We start from the raw sequence: 17,156 nt of genomic DNA, 5'->3' as shown, positions 1-17,156 counted from the left end.
GGTCATGGCAGCAGCAGGCTGGCATCGCCATAGCTGTAGAAGCGATACTTGGCCGCAATTGCATGCGCATAGCCGGCCTGCATCCGCTCGCGTCCCATCAGCGCCGATACCAGCATGAACAACGTCGATCGCGGAAGGTGGAAATTGGTCATCAGGCCATCGATCCCCTTGAAGCGGTAGCCCGGCGTGATGAAGATCGCCGTGTCGCCCTCAAACGGGCGGATGATGCCGTCGTCACCGGTCGCGCTCTCGATCAGTCGCAGCGATGTCGTGCCGACCGCGATCACCCGGCCGCCGGCGGCGCGCACCGCATTCAGCTGGTCCGCCGTGGTGGCATCGATCCGGCCCCATTCGGCATGCATCTGGTGATCGTCGGTATCGTCCACCTTCATCGGCAGGAACGTGCCCGCACCGACGTGCAGCGTCAGCGTTGCCTTCCCGATGCCCGCAGCCTCGAGCGCCGCCATCACCGATGGGGTGAAGTGCAGCGCCGCGGTCGGCGCCGCGACCGCGCCGGGCTCGGCGGCGAACATTGTCTGGTAATCCTCGGCGTCGCGCGCGTCCGTCGGGCGCTTCGCCGCGATATAGGGAGGCAAGGGCATTCGCCCCGCGCGATCGAGCAGCAGTTCGATCGGTTCGTCGCCTGCGAATTCGAGCGCGTAGCTGCCGTCTTCTGCCCGGTCGACCGCCCGGGCGACGACGCCGTTGCCAAAATCGATCGGATCCCCATCGCGCAGACGGCGCGCATTTCGAATGAAGGCGCGCCAGCGCCGCGGCCCCTCGCGCTTGTGCAGCGTCGCCCCGATCTTCGCCCCGGACGAGAGCTGCCCGTCCTGCTCGATCCCAGCACGACGCCCTTCGAGCTGCGCCGGAATGACCCGCGTGTCGTTGAACACCAGCAGGTCGCCGCGACGCAGCTGTCCAGCCAGATCCGTGACGCGCAGGTCGCGTGTTGCATCCCCGTCTAAGACCAACAGCCGTGCGGCATCGCGCGGCGTTTCGGGCCGGAGTGCGATACGGTCGGTCGGCAGGTCGAAGTCGAAAAGGTCGACGTTCAACGGATTCTCACTTCTTCGCGGGGGCCTTCTTGGCAAGCTTGGGCTTTGCAACGACCGCCGGTGCTGGCCTCGACTTGCTGCTGCCGGTCCCCGGCAGGGTTACAGGCACGCCCAGTGCCGGTGGCGGGGTAACGGGCGCGGCGACATAGGCCGGTGGGCTGTCCGCAGCGATATAGGCGTGCAGGATACGCGAGGGGTTTGCCGGCGGCTCGCCGCGCTCAATGGCGTCGACATATTGCATGCCGTCGATCACCCGGCCGAACACGGTATATTTCTTGTCGAGGCTGAGGCGCGGCTGAAAGACGATGAAGAACTGGCTGTTCGCGCTGTCTTCCTTTTCCGAACGCGCCGCGGACACCGCGCCGCGAACGTGCGGCAGATAATTGAACTCGGCCTTCACGTCGGGCAGGGGTGAGCCACCGGTACCGTCACCCTTTGGATCGCCGCCCTGTGCCATGAACCCGTCGATCACCCGGTGAAACGCCAGGCCGTCGTAGAAATGCTGCCGGGTCAGGGTTTTGATGCGCTCGACCATCAAAGGGGCGACGTCGGGACGAAGCCAGATCGTGACCCGGCCCCCCGTCGACAGGTCAAGCAGCAGCAGGTTCTGCGTGTCCGTCGTCAACGGCGGGGTAGCGCGTCCGGCAACGGCGGGATCGATGATCTGGGCGGACGCAGGCGCCGCGACGAGGCACCCGAGGATCGCAAACATACCGGCGAAAAAGCGCATCAAATCCCTACTCGCATTGGCCATGAGGCCGGGGCCGACCTTGAAGCCCGCCGCTTAGAACAAATCCGTGCTTGCGCCAAACTGAACATCGTCTGCCGACTGGCGTCCCGCGCGCGTCAACTTCCCTTGCGGCCGATCTGATTGACGCGGGCAATGACCTCTTCACTGACGGCAGGCGGCACGAATTTGGCTATGTCCCCGCCGAAGAGCGCGATTTCCTTGACCAGCTTGCTCGCAATCGGCTGCAGCGCGACATCCGCCATCAGGAACACCGTCTCGACCCGCGGATTGATCTGCTGGTTCATCCCCGCCATCTGATATTCATATTCGAAGTCGGCGACGGCACGCAGACCGCGGACGATGACCTTTGCCCCTTCGCGCTCGGCAAAATCCATCAACAATGAGTCGAACGCGACCACGTGGATCTCGCCGGCCACGCCGTCTACCTCACGCCTCACCATCGCCATGCGTTCCTCGATCGTGAACATCGGCGATTTGGAGGCGTTCGTCGTGACGCCGACGACCAGCCGGTCGACGAGCTTCGCGCCACGCCGGATGATGTCCATATGGCCTAGCGTGATCGGGTCGAACGTACCCGGGTAAACACCGACCCTTACGGTCTCTTGGCTTGCCGTCATGGTCGGTGTCTCCGGAAGAGGTCAGCGGTCGCGATCAAGCACGAAGCGTGCGATCTCGCGGAGCAGATCGGCCTCGCGGCCATAGCTGTGCAGATGCGCGATCGCCTGCTCGACAAGCATGCGGGCCTGTTCACGCGCGCGCTCCGCGCCGAGCAGCGACAGGAATGTCTCCTTGCCCGCACCGGCATCCTTGCGGAGACGTTTGCCCGCCGCCGTCTCATCGCCTTCGGCATCGAGCAGATCGTCAGCAATTTGAAAGGCAAGTCCCAGGTCGTGCGCATAGCCGCGCAGGCCAACCCGGCCCTCGGGCGCAATCCTGCCAAGAATGGCGCCTGCTTCGACGGACGCCAAAATCAGCGCACCGGTCTTCATCTGCTGAAGCCGGGTGACAGTGTTGAGATCAAACCGGGCATTCTCCGCCTCGAGATCCATCATCTGGCCGCCGGCCATGCCAGTCGGGCCGGACGCCTTGGCAAGGTCGAGCACCAGATCGGCGCGCACGAACGGATCGGGGTGCGTTGACGGGTCGGCGAGGATCTCGAACGCCAGCGCGTGAAGGCAGTCACCTGCGAGGATCGCGCATGCTTCGCTGAACATCTTGTGGACGGTCGGCTTGCCACGACGCATGTCGTCGTCGTCCATGGCCGGGAGATCGTCATGGATCAGCGAATAGACATGGATCGCCTCGATGGCCGTGGCCACCCGCGCCGCACAAGCACGGTCGACCCCAAACAGACTGGCGGTCGCGAAAACGAGCAACGGGCGTAGCCGCTTGCCGCCGCCGATCGCGGCATGACGCATCGCGCGATACAGGTCCGCACGCGGATCTTTGGGGATCGCCAGAAGGACGTCGAACTGCGCGTCGATCTCTGCGGAAACCTCCGCGAGCGCTTCTGCCAGCGATTGCGGCAAGGTCGTCATGCGCGGCTCAACCTGCCGCAAAGGGGCGAACCCCAGCCGGCTTACCCTCGGCATCGAGCCGGATCGCTTCGATCCGCGCCTGCGCAGCGTCGAGCCGATCGGCACAACGCTGGCGCAGCTTGTTGCCGCGTTCGTAAAGCTCGATCGCCTGCTGCAGCGGCGTATCGCCACGCTCGAGCTGCCCCACGATCGTCTCCAGCTCTTTCAATGCCTCTTCGAATGAGAGGTCTTCGGTCGGCGTTTCCATGCGTGCTGCTATGGAGCAGGCGCGCGACGGGGGTCAAGGACGCGTCGACGGCGGAGGCTATGCCGTGACCGGCACGCGCCGAGTTTGCCGCGAATTCTAGCGCAACCGGTCGACGGTCCAGGTGTAAAGCACCGATATGCCGATCAGCCCCAGGTCGACGGCAGCCTGCATCCTGTGCGGCGCGGGGTCGGACGGGTCATGCGTGATGAGGCGGATATCCGCCGTCGGTCGCGGCATTACTGCGAGCGTCAGCACCAGCGCTGCGACAGCGAGGCCAGCCTTACGATTACGCATCGTCATTCCCCCGGCGGAAGCTGCATCCTGACGTCGTCAATCCGCTTTGACAAGCCGCGGCACCAGGCACCGCATTCAGGCGGCCGAGACGAGGCTGACCGCGCTTCGCGATCGATCGCGCCCCGCCGCTTTGGCCTCGAACAAGGCGCGGTCGGCGTCGCGGTAGAGCGTCTTCCAGTCGGCGTCGTGCAACAGGGGGCCGGTGCATGTACCGATGCTGGCGGTGACGGTGATATCGTACGGCATCGACTGGCCGCGGACACGGTCGCGGATTGCGCAGGGCGAAACCGATGTCGAGGCATCGACGAGGATAGCAAACTCCTCGCCACCAATTCGCGCGATGAGCGTATCGGTTGGCAGTGCGCTGCGGAGCGCACGGGCGAAGGCCCGCAACACCTCGTCGCCGCCATCATGACCGATCGTCTCGTTGACCCGCTTGAAATGGTCGATGTCGGCGATCAGCAGCGTCTGCTCGCCGGGGCGGCCAATCGCGCGTGCCAGGAAGGCGCGACGATTAAGCAGGCCGGTCAGCGGGTCAGTATCGGCGAGCAGGCGCGCCGCGATCTCCTGTTCCCGCGCAGCGTCGCGTTCGCGGCTCAGCAACAGGATGCGATAGGCAATCGCCGTGCTCGACAGAAGCGCCTCGATCGCCATCGCGATGACCGTCGAATTGTCGACCAGCAGGCTCGGCTCGACCATCCCGAAGCTGCTGGCGATGCGAAGCCCGGACATGACGATCGGTGCACCCCACGCAAGCGCAAACAACCACAGATAATTGCTGCGGACGCGCCACGCGCGCCACAGGATGATCGCCACAACCCCGATGAACCCCAGATATGCGATCGACATGCCGGTATCGAGGACATGGATCGCGCGGGGGGCGAGCATAACCCAGAGCCCCGCCATGCCGACCAGCCCGACCATCACCGCACTGCTGAGCGGCCGTACCCAACCCGAAAACACGGCGCGTTCGAAAAAGCTGCGGGCGAAAAGGAGTGCTGTGCTGGCGGATGCGGCCAGGAACAGTATGTTGAGCCGCTGGCGGTCGTTATTGTCGAGGCCCGTAAAGACTTGGCCCGCAGCACCTGATGACGTCGATACATAGGCCAGAAGGCACAGGACGAGCAGGCAGTAAATTGGCTGGAAGGACTGGCGAAGCGCTCCCCAGAGCGCCAGATTGTAGACGATCAGCGCGATCGCCATGCCGGCAAACGCGCCGTAAAGTGCGCCGCGCACGATCTCGGTCGTCGCCGCCTCGCCATGATCCGCCAGTGCCGGCTGCAGGATGACGCCGCGAAGGTTCGTGGCGCCTTCGACATGCCACAGGAGACGTACCGGTGGCGCGTCATGGCGCGGCAGCGGTTGCGAGAGGACGGCGCCGAGGTTCAGGATCTCATGGGCGGTTTTTGGCGTGACGCCGACATGGCGAATCGCACCATCGGCATAGCGGACATAGAGCGTGATGCGCGTCATCCAGATACTGCCGATACGCACGCTGGTGCCGCGTAGCTGAGCGGCGGGAAGCGGCTGTGACAGGACCCAGAAATCACCCGGGCCGAATCGGCGCTGTGGGGTGGTGCAGTCGAATCGTTCCGGCGTCTTGAACAGGGACGGCGCCGTCATGCCGGGTGCTGCGCGGACGAGACAGGTCGCCAGAGGGAAGGCGGTCGCGGCGGCGGGCGGTGCAGTCACCAGGCTGAGCGTCCACAGCAGCAAGACCATGACCCACCGCATATATGCCCGTATCCCCATGACATGCCTCGTAAAGCGCGTTCGGCAAAGAACGGTAAACGTGGCTGGCTATGGCACAAAAAAACCCGGCGGCAAGCGCTGCCGCCGGGTCTTATAAACACGGCTTGACGCCGTCTCGCTGCTACTTCGCAGAGACGGGTTCAGCCTTCCCCTTCTTCTTGGGCTTTTTCGGCGCTGCACTTTCAATCGCGAACGATAGCGCACCATCCTTCATCTTCACCGTCACCTCGCCGCCATGGACCAGTTTCCCGAACAGCAGCTCCTCGGCAAGTGGCTGCTTGATCTTTTCCTGGATCAAACGGCCCATCGGACGCGCTCCGTAGAGCTTGTCATAGCCCTTCTCGGTGAGCCACGCCTTCGACTCGTCATCGAGCTGGATATGGACGCCGCGGTCCGCCAGCTGAAGCTCGAGCTGAAGAATGAACTTGTCCACGACCCGGGCGACCACAGTCGTCGGCAGATAGCCGAACGGCACGATCGCATCGAGGCGATTGCGGAACTCCGGCGTGAACATCTTCTGCACCGCCTGTTCGTCCTCGCCTTCACGCGTAAGGTTACCGAAGCCCACCGTCTCGCGCGCCATGTCGCTGGCCCCCGCATTGGTCGTCATGATCAGGATGACGTTGCGGAAATCGACCGACTTGCCGTGCTGGTCGGTAAGGCGCCCGTTGTCCATTACCTGCAACAGGATGTTGAACAGGTCTGGATGCGCCTTCTCGATCTCGTCGAGCAGCAGCACGCAATGCGGATTTTGGTCGACCGCATCGGTCAGCAGACCACCCTGATCGAACCCGACATAGCCCGGGGGCGCACCGATCAGACGGCTGACCGAGTGCCGCTCCATATATTCGGACATGTCGAACCGCTGGAGCGGGATGCCCAGGATCGAAGACAGCTGCTTGGCCACCTCCGTCTTGCCGACGCCGGTGGGGCCGGTGAACAGATAGTTGCCGATCGGCTTCTCTGGCTCGCGTAGACCCGCTCGCGCCAGCTTGATCGCCGAACTGAGCTTCTCGATCGCCGCATTCTGCCCGAACACCACGCGCTTTAGATCTGTTTCGAGCGTGGCGAGCGCGAGCTTGTCGTCGGTCGAAACCGATTTCGGCGGGATGCGCGCCATGGTCGCGATGACCTGTTCGATCTCCTTGGGGGTGATCGTCTTCTTGCGCTTGTTCGGCGGCACCAGCATCTGCATCGCACCCACCTCGTCGATCACGTCGATCGCCTTGTCGGGCAGTTTGCGGTCGTTGATGTAGCGCGCGCTGAGCTCCACCGCCGACTTGATCGCGTCGGGGGTGTATTTGACGTTGTGGTGATCCTCGAACGCCGAGCGCAGGCCCGCCAGAATCTTGATCGTGTCCTCGATCGTCGGCTCGTTCACATCAATCTTCTGGAAGCGCCGCAGTAGGGCGCGATCCTTCTCGAAATGATTGCGGAATTCCTTGTACGTCGTTGAGCCGATGCAGCGGATCGTGCCGCCCGAGAGCGCCGGCTTGAGCAGATTTGACGCATCCATCGCACCGCCGCTCGTCGCGCCTGCACCGATGACTGTGTGGATCTCGTCGATGAACAACACCGCGTCCGGCATCTTCTCCAACTCGTTGACGACTGCCTTCAGGCGTTCCTCGAAATCACCACGATACCGGGTGCCTGCCAGCAATGCGCCCATGTCGAGCGAATAGATTACCGCCGGCTTGAGCACGTCGGGGACCTCGCCCTCGACGATCTTGCGCGCGAGGCCTTCCGCAATCGCGGTTTTTCCGACGCCGGGATCGCCGACATAAAGCGGGTTGTTCTTCGACCGGCGGCACAGGATCTGGATCGTGCGATCCACCTCCGGCCCGCGCCCAATCAGGGGATCGACCTTCCCGTTCTTGGCTTTCTCATTCAGGTCGACCGTGAATTGTTTGAGCGCGCTTTCCGTCTTGCCCTTCTCCTGTCCCTTGGTCGGCTTCTCGTCGTCGGCACCCTTGGGCGTCGAAGCTTCGGTCGGCTGCTGTCCGCCCTTGCCGACGCCGTGGCTGATGAAGCTGACCGCATCGAGGCGGCTCATGTCCTGCTGTTGCAGGAAATAGACGGCATAGCTTTCCCGCTCGCTAAACAAGGCAACGAGCACATTGGCACCCGTCACTTCGTCGCGGCCCGAAGACTGGACATGAAGGATGGCGCGCTGGACGACGCGCTGGAAGCCGCTCGTCGGCGAAGGATCGGTCGCGGCATCGACCTTGAGCGCATCGAGCTCGGTGTCGAGATAATGCGCGACCGTGGTTTTCAGTTCGCCCAGATCGACGTTGCAGGCGCCCATGACCTTCGATCCGTGCTCGTCGTCGATCAACGCCAGCAAGAGATGCTCGAGCGTCGCATATTCGTGGCGTCGGGACGATGCAGCCTCGAGTGCCTTGTGCAGGGTGGTCTCGAGGGCGGGTGCAAATGACGGCATTTACATTACTCCTGTCGGGCCACGCAGACGCAGGCCCTTTGGCACTATGTCGGAACGGTAATCGATCGCATCAAGCACTTGACCCCGCCGGCCTGCGTTCCTGCACCGTCCAAATGCGGACCGCCGAGACGAGGTCGAGGACATCACCGTCTAAATAGGTCGTCGGCGCTGGCGCGGTGGCTGATCGCTCGATCTTTTTTCAACTGGCAGCGCGCAATCTCGCCTTGCAGCACGGTGATCCGCGCATCGAGCTCGGCGACCGAGAGCGAGTCGATGTCCTGACGCACGAGCGCATCGAGGAAATCGTCGGGACGAGAGGGGGCGTCATCCGGATCCATTGCGCCTGTAACGTTGACCCGCACCGGAGTGATGTCAATAAGGCACGGGAATCCAATGGGGCGTCTCGATCACATGACTGCAAAAACCGTGACTCCGCGTTACATCGTCCCTGACGTCATGAAGGCAATCGATCCCGAAGCCCCGGGAGGCCCTGAAGTGCTCGTCCTTGTGGAGCGCGCCGTGCCGCATCCCGGAGCCGGCGAGGTCCTCGTCAAGGTTGCGGCGGCGGGCGTCAATCGTCCCGAGGTGATGCAACGGCAGGGTAAATATCCGCCGCCGCCCGGTGCCCCGTCGATCTTGGGCATGGAGATTGCCGGGACGATCGTCGCGGTCGGCGACGGGGTCGGCGAGGAACAGATCGGGCAGCGGGTCTGTGCGTTGATCACGGGCGGTGCCTATGCCGAATATGCGGTTGCGCCGTTCGGCCAGTGCCTCTCCGTGCCCGAAGCGCTGACGATGGTCGAAGCCGCGGCGATGCCCGAGACGTTGTTCACGGTGTGGACCAACCTGTTCGAGCGTGCCTATGCGACCGAAGGCGATACGGTACTCGTCCATGGCGGCACGAGCGGGATCGGCACGATGGCGATCGGCTTGTGTGCCATCTTCGGGATCGACATCATCGTCACCGCGGGCTCGAAGGCGAAATGCCAAGCCGCGCTCAGCCTCGGCGCGACGCACGCGATCGACTACAAGACCGAGGACTTCGTCGAACGGGTCAAGCAGATCACCGGCGGCAAGGGTGTTGCGGCCGTACTCGATATGGTGGGTGGCGACTATGTCGCGCGTAATCTGCAATGTCTGGCCGAAGACGGGCGGCACGTATCGATCGCGGTTCAGGGTGGGGCGAATGCGACAGTGCCGCTGTTCGAGATCATGCGCCGTCGTCTGACCTTGACGGGATCGACGCTGCGCCCGCGTGATACCGCGTTCAAGTCGCTCGTGGCCGATGAACTGGCACGGACGGTCTGGCCGCATGTCGAGGCCGGCAAGCTCAAGCCAGTGATCGATCGCGTCTTTGCCTTTGCCGACGCCCCGGCGGCGCATGCGCGGATGGAGGCGGGCGATCACGTCGGGAAGATCGTGCTGTCCATGACGTGACGCGGACATGCCTGACCAGGCTGTCCCCGAGCCGCCTCTGTATTCGTGACGGAGGCTGTGCGTCGTCCGATGACTTAGAATAGTCACCGGACTGCGACTGCCATGTCATATTGCGCCGCTAGACAGGACCGCAACGAACAGATTTGCGGGGCAGGCCGATGGACATCGTCACGTTTCCAACCGACGCGTTGCCGATAGCCGATGTGGCGGACATCGCGGACTTCATCCATTCGCGACCCGTTGTGCCCGAACGCGTGGTCGACCGGCGGCAATATCGCACGATCTGGATTTCCGACGTCCATCTCGGCACGCGTGGCTGCAACGCGGCGATGCTCAACGACTTTCTCGACCATGTCGACAGCGAGACGATGTTCCTGGTCGGCGACATGATCGATGGCTGGCGATTGAAGAAGAAATTCTACTGGCCGGCGGCGCATAACGACGTGCTGTGGCGGCTGCTCAAGCGCGCGAAGCGCGGTACGCGGGTCGTCTATATTCCGGGCAACCATGACGAGGTGTTCCGGCAATATTCGGGGCTCGACTTCGGTGGGATCTCGATCCGGCGCAAGGCGATCCACGAGACCGCCGACGGCCGCCGCCTGCTGGTTCTGCACGGTGACGAGTTCGACGCTATCACGCTGGCGCATCGCTGGGTCGCGCATATTGGGGATGCGGCGTACACATTGCTCATGGGGCTCAACCGGTGGGTGAATGGCGCGCGCCGACGCCTCGGCATGCCCTATTGGTCGCTCTCGAAACACGCCAAGGCCAAGGTCAAGAACGCGGTCGCCTTCATATCGCATTTCGAAGAAGTCGTCGCGCACGCGGCCGGCGTGCGGGGGGTCGACGGCGTCGTGTGTGGACACATCCATACCGCGGAAATGCGCGATATTGCCGGCGTTGCCTATTATAACGACGGCGACTGGGTCGAAGGCTGCACGGCACTTGTCGAGCATTTCGACGGGCGAATGGAACTGCTTCACTGGGCAGACGAGATCGCCGCACGCGAAATCGACAACGTCGTCACGCTGGCCGCCTGACCCACGTCAATTCGGCTCATGCCGCGATTACCCAAGGAGACCCCGATGCGTATCGCGATCGTCACCGATGCCTGGAGCCCGCAAGTCAACGGCGTGGTTCGCACCCTGCAGTCCGTCCGACGGGAACTCGAAGCGGTGGGTCATCAAGTGCTGATCATATCCCCCGCGCAGTTCGCCTCGATGCCGTGTCCGACCTATCCCGAGATTCGGCTGGCCTTTGCACGGTCGGGCGCGGTCGGACGATTGCTCGAAAGCTTTGGCGCCGATGCGATACACCTCGCGACGGAAGGTCCGGTCTGCCTCGCTGCACGAGCCTGGTGCCTGGCCCGAGATCTGCCGTTCACGACCGCCTATCATACCCAGTTTCCCGATTACATCGCGGCACGGACGGGCGCGAACCCCGCCTGGATATGGCGCTATATTCGCTGGTTCCATCGTCCCGCCGAGTCGATCCTGGTCTCCACGCCGTCCGTCGCGGCAACACTTACCGCACAGGGGCTGCATCAGGTTCGCGAATGGGGGCGAGGCGTCGATTTTGCACAATTCGGGCTGGACGGCGCCCGCGATCCGGAGATGGCGGCGCTGCCCGGCCCGATCCTGCTCTATGTCGGGCGCGTCGCCGTCGAGAAGAATGTCGAGGCCTTCCTGTCGTCCGCGCATCGGGGAACGAAGGTCGTCGTCGGCGACGGACCCGGGCGCGCCACGCTTGCACGTCGCTTCCCCGATGCCGTGTTTCTTGGCCAGCGTGACGGACAAGGGCTGGCGGCGGCCTATCGTACCGCGGACGTCCTCGTCTTTCCCAGCCGGACCGACACCTTCGGGCTGGTCATGATCGAGGCGCTCGCGTGCGGGACTCCCGTTGCAGCCTATCCCGTCGCAGGCCCGATCGACGTACTCGACCCGCGCGTTGGCGTGATGCATGAGGATCTCGACGAAGCGATCGCGGCGGCACTGACCCGCGATCCTGTCGCCTGCGCCGCCTATGCTGCCCGGTACAGCTGGCCCGCAAGTGCGCGCCAGTTTCTGCGTGCCCTTGTTCCGCTTGCCCGTCCACTCGATCGACCGCGCATGGCGGCATGATGCGACGCGACGATCGCGCGCTTGCCTGTTAGTCATGGGCGCACTAAGTCGTGTGTCATGTCAGGCCGCTCCGAAAGGGGCGGCCCTTTCTATTTTTACGGAGTTTCCGCCGTGGCCCAGCCGCTCATGCCCCATGCGACCGCCGCCTGGATGGTCGACAATACTGCGCTCAGTTTCGAACAGATCGCAGACTTTTGCGGTCTGCACATTCTCGAGATCCAGGCGATCGCCGACGACACCACGTCGACCAAGCTGACGGGGCGCGATCCCGTCCGCGCGCATGAGGTCACGCAGGACGAGATCGACAAGGGCGCGGCCGATCCCGATTATCAGCTCAAGATGATCAAGGGTCCCGAGCAGGTCCGCCGGACCAAGGGCCCGCGTTACACGCCGGTGTCCAAGCGCCAGGACAAGCCCGATGGCATTGCCTGGATTATCCGTAATCATCCCGAGATCACCGATGGCGCGATCTCGCTGCTGATCGGCACGACGCGCACGACGATCGCTGCGATCCGTGACCGTAGCCACTGGAACATCGCCAACATCACGCCAAAGGATCCGGTCACGCTCGGCCTGACGTCGCAGCGCGAACTCGACGCCGCGGTTGCCAAGGCCGCCAAGGCGGCAGGTATGGAAGCACCGACCGACACGCGTCTCGAAGGTGATCGTGAGGCGCTGCTCGAGCAGCTTCGTAACGAGCGTACGCAGGCAGCGGCGGACGCGCAGTTCGTCGCAGAGGGCGGTGTCCTGCCGGTCAAGCCGCTGTTCGACGACCCCTTCAAGCGCTGAACGTTCCCGGTCCCCGCGTGGCGCGGTGCGGGGGCGGTACGGGCTATCGGATAGGTTTGCGGTCCTGACGGCGCGGGGATGGCCGGCGGCACAGGGCGTTGAGGGCATGCGGCATGGCTGATGCGCGTGTCGGCCCGGGGACTATCTCTGGCGCCTGGTGGTTGCTACCTGCGGCACATGACGTCGCCGCCGGCTCCACAGGATGAACCGCTAACACACAAGGGGCTGGTCTACCCCTTAGGCCACCGCGAGCCCGAACCCGGTAACGTATTTCGCATCGCTCCCGGCGTTGACTGGGTACGCCTCAAAATTCCCGGTCCGCTGCGCCACGTGAACTGCTGGATGCTCGCCGACGGCGACGGCGACGCGCTCGTTGATACGGGCATGAATACGCCGGAAGCTCGCGACGCGTGGACCGCAATCCTGGCAGGGCCGAAGTCGGGCGTCCGCATCACCCGCGTGATCGGCACGCATTTTCATCCTGATCATATCGGCCTTGCTGGTTGGCTGTGCGAGGCGCACGACGCGGCCCTCGTCATGACCCGGGGCGAATGGTTGACCGCACGAATGCTGTCCGCTGATGCCCGGGATGCCGTTCCTGCCGAAATGCTGGCATTCTGGCGCGGTGCGGGCTGGGACAATACGCAGATCGCGCATGCCAGTGCGAAGGGGTGGGCGGGATTCCGCAAGATCATCACGCCGCTTCCCTTGGGTTACACGCGGATCACCGACGGTGACGTGTTGACGGTAGGCCGCGATGACTGGCAGGTCGTGATCGGGTCGGGCCACAGCCCAGAGCATGCATGCCTTCTCAACGAAGCATCGGGCATCCTGATTGCCGGGGATCAGGTTCTGCCCCGTATCAGCCCGAATATCTCTTTGGGCATCACCGAGCCGCATGCGGATCCGCTGGGCGAATGGTTTGCCGCGATCGCCCGGCTCAAGACATTGCCCGCAGATTTGCTGGTCCTGCCGGGGCATGGCGATCCGTTTACTGGTCTTCATACCAGGCTTGGCGCGATGGATCGTGAGCACCGCGAACGGCTCGACGAACTCGCTGCCTTTCTCGCCGAGCCGCGTCGTGCGGTTGAGTGTTTCGGACGGCTGTTCCGGCGCGCAATCGGCCCCGATCTGCTCGGCATGGCGACGGGTGAAGCGCTCGCGCATCTGCGTCGGCTCGAGGTCGAGGGTCGCGCCGTTCGGGACAGTGTCGATGGCGTGTGGTGGTGGCGCGCAACGTGAGCTAGCATCGGATCAAAGCCGGCAGGAGAGGCCCCATGTGCGACGAGCATACCGCAGACGATAACGAACACTATCTCGCCGCCATGTCGCGGCGCCAGTTCGGCGTGATGACCGGGGCCGCAGGTCTTGCGATGCTGTTGCCCGTGCCGGCCGATGCGAAGCCGATCAGCGGACGCGACGTGTCGATCAAGACGCCCGATGGTCAGGCTGACGCCTATTTCGTCGCGCCGGCCACCGGGGCTTATCCGGGCGTGCTTGTCTGGCCAGACATCATGGGCCTGCGTCCGGCGTTCCGTCAGATGGCCGATCGGCTCGCGCAGTCGGGTTATGCCGTCCTGGTCGTCAATCAATTCTATCGGTCGACCAAGGCACCGTTCCTTAGCCCCGGTGAATCCTACGACCAGCCGGCCGTCCGCGCGCGAATTGCACCCTTTCGTGACGCGCTTACGCCCGAGGCTACGGTCCGTGACGCCAAGTCCTTCACCGCCTTCCTGGATGCGCAACCGCAGGTGGATCACAAGCGTGGTCTGGCGACCACCGGCTATTGCATGGGTGGGCCGATGGTGATCCGCACTGCGGCTGCGGTCTCGGGGCGCATTCGTGCGGGGGCGACGTTTCACGGCGGTGGGTTCGTGACCGACACACCCGATAGCCCGCACCGCCTGATCCCCGCATTAAAAGGCGGCTATCTGATCGCAATAGCGGCGAACGACGATGCGCGCGCGCCGACCGAGAAGGATGTGCTGCGGGCAGCCTTCGCGGCAGCAATGCGTCCGGCGGAAATCGAGGTCTATCCGGAAACGATGCACGGATGGTGCCCGCCCGACAGCAAGGTCTATAATCCGGTGCAGGCGGACCGTGCGTGGGGCCGTATGCTCGCGCTGTTCGCCACGGCGCTGGCGTAGGACACATCGCCGCTTCGTTCGACGGCACAACCCGCTGGGTGCGATCCGCGATCGCATCTTGACGGGACGGCATCGCCATGAGACCATCGTTCACTCTATGTTCTTGAGGGGCGGGCCATGACGTTGACGCTGTATTCGAATCCGATGTCGCGGGGGCGTATTGCTCGCTGGATGCTCGAGGAGACCGGGGTCGCTTACGATACGGTAATGCTCGATTATGCGACGACGATGAAGGCGGCGCCGTATCTTTCGGTCAATCCGATGGGCAAGGTGCCGGCTATCGTCCATGACGGCCACGTCGTTACCGAATGCGGCGCGATCTGCGCCTATCTGGCCGACGCCGTGCCCGAGGCGCAATTGGCGCCGACGGCCGACGAGCGGGCCGACTATTATCGATGGCTATTTTACGCGGCCGGGCCTCTGGAGGCCGCGATTACCAACCGATCGCTCGGCGTGGTCCCGACCGAGACGCAGCAGCGGATGGTCGGTTATGGAAGTTTCGAGGCCGCGATCGCGGGACTTGAGCATGCCGTTGCGGCGCATCCCTGTATCGCGGGCGAACGCTTCACGGCAGCCGATGTCTATGTGGGTGCCCAGGTCATATGGGGATTACAGTTCGGCACGATGCCGAAGCTTGCAGCATTCGAGGCCTATGCCGCCCGCCTGACCGGACGCGCGGCCTATCGGCGGGCAGCAGCGCTGGATGATGACGCTATGGCCAAGATGGCGTCATGAGGTTGCGCTATGAGGTCGAATGCCCGATCAGGTGGCCCAGACGCAACCCCCGGCAGCGCCTGTGACCCCATAGCGCGGGCATTCGTCGACTCGGCCACGTACCTCCGCACTCCCAAGGCGATCGCTCCGTGGATCAACGATCAAAACGGCAAGCGCGCTTGTGTCGCTATCGCTCCTATAGTGGGCAAGCCTGAAGCTAAGCTCTCGGCATCACTCGTATCCGCCAATCACGGCATTCAGGAAGCTGGGGAAGGGGCCGTTCCACCCGTCAACCGGCGCGTCGGGCACGGTACTGCGGCGGGTGGCCCGCACGGGATCGACCTTTGGCTCGCGTGCCTGCTCGGGCATGGCGGTCGACGGTGCTGGCGGCACTGTCGGCACCGGGGCCGCGGCAGGACGTTCCGCGACCGGCGCGATGGGCATTGCCGGAGCAACACGTGGAAGCGCAGGCTGTGCGGCTGGGACCGGTTCGTCAATCGGCGTCCGAGCCCAGCGCGATGGTTTCGGCGTGGCAGCGGCCATGGGCGCTGCGATTTCGGCAGCTGCCATCACTTCGTCCTCGACGGCATGGGCAACGACATCGGCACGCGGCACCCGCCGCGTCCGCGACCGCTCGCGCCGCGGTGGCAGCTCTTCATTGCTATCGGACGGCGCGGTAGCCGCCGGAGCCAGCGCTCTCGGCTCGGACAGCTTGAGCCGCTCGATCGTCTGGCCCGTCAGCTTTTCGATATTCTGGATATTCTCGGAATCGTCGGGTGCGACGAAGGTATAAGCGGTGCCCGTCGCGCCCGCACGGCCCGTGCGGCCGATCCGGTGGACATAATCGTCGGGATGCCAAGGCGCGTCATAGTTGAAGACGGTCGACACGCCCTTGATGTCCAGACCACGCGCAGCGACGTCCGAGGCGACGAGGATCGTCACCGCACCGTTCTTGAACAGGTCCAGTTCGGCGAGGCGCTGGGGCTGCTCCATGTCGCCATGGATTTCGCCTGATTTGTAACCCGCCTGCTTCAACACCTTGTTGAGGTCGCGCACGGTCGTCTTGCGATTGCAGAAGATGATCGCGTTGGTGACCTCGTCCTGCGCCAGGATCCGGCGCAGTGTCTCGCGTTTCGCGGTCTGGCTGGCGACCGGGACCAGATACTGCTTGATGTTGAGGTTGGTCGATGCAGGGCGCGAGACCTCGATCGTCTTGGGGTTCGAGAGAAACTTGTCCGCCAACTTCTTGATCGGCGGCGGCATCGTTGCCGAGAATAGCAGCGTCTGGCGCGACTTGGGCAGCTTGGTGCAGATTTCCTCGATGTCGGGGATGAACCCCATGTCGAGCATCCGGTCCGCCTCGTCGATGACCAGCAGCGAACAGCCGTTGAGCATGATCTTGCCGCGGCCGAACAGGTCCATCAGCCGGCCCGGCGTCGCGATCAGGACGTCGACGCCCTTTTCGAGCGCGGCGAGCTGGTCGCCCATCGACACGCCGCCGATGAGCAGCGCCATCGAGAGATGCGAATTGACGCCGTATTTCTCGAAGTTTTCGGCAACTTGCGCGGCCAGTTCGCGGGTCGGCTCAAGGATCAGCGAGCGCGGCATCCTGGCGCGGCTTCGGCCATGGGCAAGAATGTCGATCATCGGCAGCACGAACGACGCGGTCTTGCCGGTGCCCGTCTGGGCGATGCCGATGATGTCGCGCATCATCAGAACCGAAGGGATCGCGCCGGCCTGGATCGGCGTCGGCTCGGTATAGCCGGCGTCAGTGACCGCCTTCAGGAGTTCTTCGGAAAGGCCGAGATCGGCAAAGCTCATTTATATGTCCGGGAAAAGGAGGGCGCGCATTATTCCCTCAAGCGCCCC

General features: G+C 64.0%; 17 protein-coding genes. 7 read left to right on the top strand and 10 right to left on the bottom strand.

Annotated elements, in window-relative coordinates; all coding sequences use genetic code 11:
* Positions 1 to 2: 2 nt before the first annotated feature.
* From queA to SOM18_RS10740, 9 genes are all read right to left on the bottom strand, one after another.
* Positions 3 to 1,058 (bottom strand): tRNA preQ1(34) S-adenosylmethionine ribosyltransferase-isomerase QueA, encoded by a 1,056-nt coding sequence (queA, locus tag SOM18_RS10780; protein ID WP_031439971.1) that lies wholly within the window; start codon positions 1,056 to 1,058, stop codon positions 3 to 5.
* A 7-nt stretch (positions 1,059 to 1,065) separates the two neighbouring features.
* Entirely contained in the window at positions 1,066 to 1,788 is a 723-nt protein-coding gene (locus SOM18_RS10775; protein WP_031439972.1) for a peptidylprolyl isomerase, read from the bottom strand.
* A 116-nt stretch (positions 1,789 to 1,904) separates the two neighbouring features.
* Positions 1,905 to 2,426, bottom strand: coding sequence for a pantetheine-phosphate adenylyltransferase (gene coaD / locus SOM18_RS10770; protein ID WP_031439973.1), 522 nt, complete (start codon positions 2,424 to 2,426; stop codon positions 1,905 to 1,907).
* A 21-nt stretch (positions 2,427 to 2,447) separates the two neighbouring features.
* A complete protein-coding gene (locus SOM18_RS10765; protein ID WP_031439974.1) occupies positions 2,448 to 3,347 on the bottom strand; it encodes a polyprenyl synthetase family protein in 900 nt (299 codons plus the stop codon).
* 7 nt (positions 3,348 to 3,354) lie between these two features.
* Positions 3,355 to 3,594 carry an exodeoxyribonuclease VII small subunit gene (locus SOM18_RS10760; protein ID WP_031394986.1) on the bottom strand — a complete coding sequence of 80 codons (240 nt, stop codon included), beginning with the start codon at positions 3,592 to 3,594 and terminating at the stop codon, positions 3,355 to 3,357.
* A 96-nt stretch (positions 3,595 to 3,690) separates the two neighbouring features.
* Positions 3,691 to 3,888, bottom strand: a complete 198-nt coding sequence (locus tag SOM18_RS10755) for a hypothetical protein (RefSeq protein WP_031439975.1) — start codon at positions 3,886 to 3,888, stop codon at positions 3,691 to 3,693.
* A gap of 75 nt (positions 3,889 to 3,963) precedes the next feature.
* Positions 3,964 to 5,622, bottom strand: a complete 1,659-nt coding sequence (locus SOM18_RS10750; RefSeq protein WP_320481633.1) for a diguanylate cyclase — start codon at positions 5,620 to 5,622, stop codon at positions 3,964 to 3,966.
* Positions 5,623 to 5,761: 139 nt separating this feature from the next.
* Positions 5,762 to 8,080, bottom strand: a complete 2,319-nt coding sequence (gene clpA / locus SOM18_RS10745; protein WP_031394983.1) for an ATP-dependent Clp protease ATP-binding subunit ClpA — start codon at positions 8,078 to 8,080, stop codon at positions 5,762 to 5,764.
* 143 nt (positions 8,081 to 8,223) lie between these two features.
* Positions 8,224 to 8,418, bottom strand: a complete 195-nt coding sequence (locus tag SOM18_RS10740; RefSeq protein WP_031394982.1) for a DUF1192 domain-containing protein — start codon at positions 8,416 to 8,418, stop codon at positions 8,224 to 8,226.
* Positions 8,419 to 8,536: 118 nt separating this feature from the next.
* On the opposite strand from SOM18_RS10740, the gene SOM18_RS10735 reads away from it, so the two are divergent.
* The 7 genes from SOM18_RS10735 (at position 8,537) to SOM18_RS10705 (ending at position 15,308) form a co-directional block, all read left to right on the top strand.
* Positions 8,537 to 9,517, top strand: coding sequence for an NAD(P)H-quinone oxidoreductase (locus SOM18_RS10735; protein ID WP_031394981.1), 981 nt, complete (start codon positions 8,537 to 8,539; stop codon positions 9,515 to 9,517).
* 158 nt (positions 9,518 to 9,675) lie between these two features.
* Positions 9,676 to 10,557, top strand: a complete 882-nt coding sequence (locus SOM18_RS10730; protein ID WP_031439977.1) for a UDP-2,3-diacylglucosamine diphosphatase — start codon at positions 9,676 to 9,678, stop codon at positions 10,555 to 10,557.
* A gap of 45 nt (positions 10,558 to 10,602) precedes the next feature.
* Positions 10,603 to 11,637: a glycosyltransferase family 4 protein gene (locus SOM18_RS10725; RefSeq protein WP_031439978.1), complete on the top strand. Its 1,035-nt coding sequence runs from the start codon at positions 10,603 to 10,605 to the stop codon at positions 11,635 to 11,637.
* 111 nt (positions 11,638 to 11,748) lie between these two features.
* Positions 11,749 to 12,426, top strand: a complete 678-nt coding sequence (locus SOM18_RS10720; protein ID WP_081874195.1) for a DUF1013 domain-containing protein — start codon at positions 11,749 to 11,751, stop codon at positions 12,424 to 12,426.
* A 120-nt stretch (positions 12,427 to 12,546) separates the two neighbouring features.
* Positions 12,547 to 13,668, top strand: coding sequence for an MBL fold metallo-hydrolase (locus tag SOM18_RS10715; RefSeq protein WP_320481632.1), 1,122 nt, complete (start codon positions 12,547 to 12,549; stop codon positions 13,666 to 13,668).
* Between the two features lie 35 nt (positions 13,669 to 13,703).
* Complete coding sequence (locus SOM18_RS10710; protein ID WP_031439981.1) at positions 13,704 to 14,573, top strand: dienelactone hydrolase family protein; 870 nt, start codon at positions 13,704 to 13,706, stop codon at positions 14,571 to 14,573.
* Positions 14,574 to 14,690: 117 nt separating this feature from the next.
* Complete coding sequence (locus tag SOM18_RS10705) at positions 14,691 to 15,308, top strand: glutathione S-transferase family protein (protein WP_320481631.1); 618 nt, start codon at positions 14,691 to 14,693, stop codon at positions 15,306 to 15,308.
* A 210-nt stretch (positions 15,309 to 15,518) separates the two neighbouring features.
* On the opposite strand, the gene SOM18_RS10700 is transcribed toward SOM18_RS10705, so the two are convergent.
* A complete protein-coding gene (locus tag SOM18_RS10700; protein WP_031439983.1) occupies positions 15,519 to 17,108 on the bottom strand; it encodes a DEAD/DEAH box helicase in 1,590 nt (529 codons plus the stop codon).
* Positions 17,109 to 17,156 lie beyond the last annotated feature (48 nt).

This window comes from Sphingomonas sp. CFBP9019 (assembly GCF_034045155.1).
GTDB lineage: Bacteria > Pseudomonadota > Alphaproteobacteria > Sphingomonadales > Sphingomonadaceae > Sphingomonas > Sphingomonas aerolata.
The sequence above is the reverse complement of the archived record's forward strand: the minus strand, read 5'-3'. Positions and strand labels throughout refer to the sequence as shown.

Excerpts from the sequence above, each read along its gene's own strand:
- SOM18_RS10750 (WP_320481633.1), bottom strand. The coding sequence starts at position 5,622 with ATGCGGTGGGTCATGGTCTTGCTGCTGTGGACGCTCAGCCTGGTGACT.
- SOM18_RS10755 (WP_031439975.1), bottom strand. The coding sequence starts at position 3,888 with ATGCGTAATCGTAAGGCTGGCCTCGCTGTCGCAGCGCTGGTGCTGACG.
- SOM18_RS10700 (WP_031439983.1), bottom strand. The coding sequence starts at position 17,108 with ATGAGCTTTGCCGATCTCGGCCTTTCCGAAGAACTCCTGAAGGCGGTC.
- SOM18_RS10730 (WP_031439977.1), top strand. The coding sequence starts at position 9,676 with ATGGACATCGTCACGTTTCCAACCGACGCGTTGCCGATAGCCGATGTG.
- coaD (WP_031439973.1), bottom strand. The coding sequence starts at position 2,426 with ATGACGGCAAGCCAAGAGACCGTAAGGGTCGGTGTTTACCCGGGTACG.
- SOM18_RS10735 (WP_031394981.1), top strand. The coding sequence starts at position 8,537 with ATGAAGGCAATCGATCCCGAAGCCCCGGGAGGCCCTGAAGTGCTCGTC.
- SOM18_RS10710 (WP_031439981.1), top strand. The coding sequence starts at position 13,704 with ATGTGCGACGAGCATACCGCAGACGATAACGAACACTATCTCGCCGCC.
- clpA (WP_031394983.1), bottom strand. The coding sequence starts at position 8,080 with ATGCCGTCATTTGCACCCGCCCTCGAGACCACCCTGCACAAGGCACTC.
- SOM18_RS10765 (WP_031439974.1), bottom strand. The coding sequence starts at position 3,347 with ATGACGACCTTGCCGCAATCGCTGGCAGAAGCGCTCGCGGAGGTTTCC.
- SOM18_RS10705 (WP_320481631.1), top strand. The coding sequence starts at position 14,691 with ATGACGTTGACGCTGTATTCGAATCCGATGTCGCGGGGGCGTATTGCT.
- SOM18_RS10715 (WP_320481632.1), top strand. The coding sequence starts at position 12,547 with ATGCGCGTGTCGGCCCGGGGACTATCTCTGGCGCCTGGTGGTTGCTAC.
- SOM18_RS10740 (WP_031394982.1), bottom strand. The coding sequence starts at position 8,418 with ATGGATCCGGATGACGCCCCCTCTCGTCCCGACGATTTCCTCGATGCG.
- SOM18_RS10760 (WP_031394986.1), bottom strand. The coding sequence starts at position 3,594 with ATGGAAACGCCGACCGAAGACCTCTCATTCGAAGAGGCATTGAAAGAG.
- SOM18_RS10725 (WP_031439978.1), top strand. The coding sequence starts at position 10,603 with ATGCGTATCGCGATCGTCACCGATGCCTGGAGCCCGCAAGTCAACGGC.
- SOM18_RS10775 (WP_031439972.1), bottom strand. The coding sequence starts at position 1,788 with ATGCGCTTTTTCGCCGGTATGTTTGCGATCCTCGGGTGCCTCGTCGCG.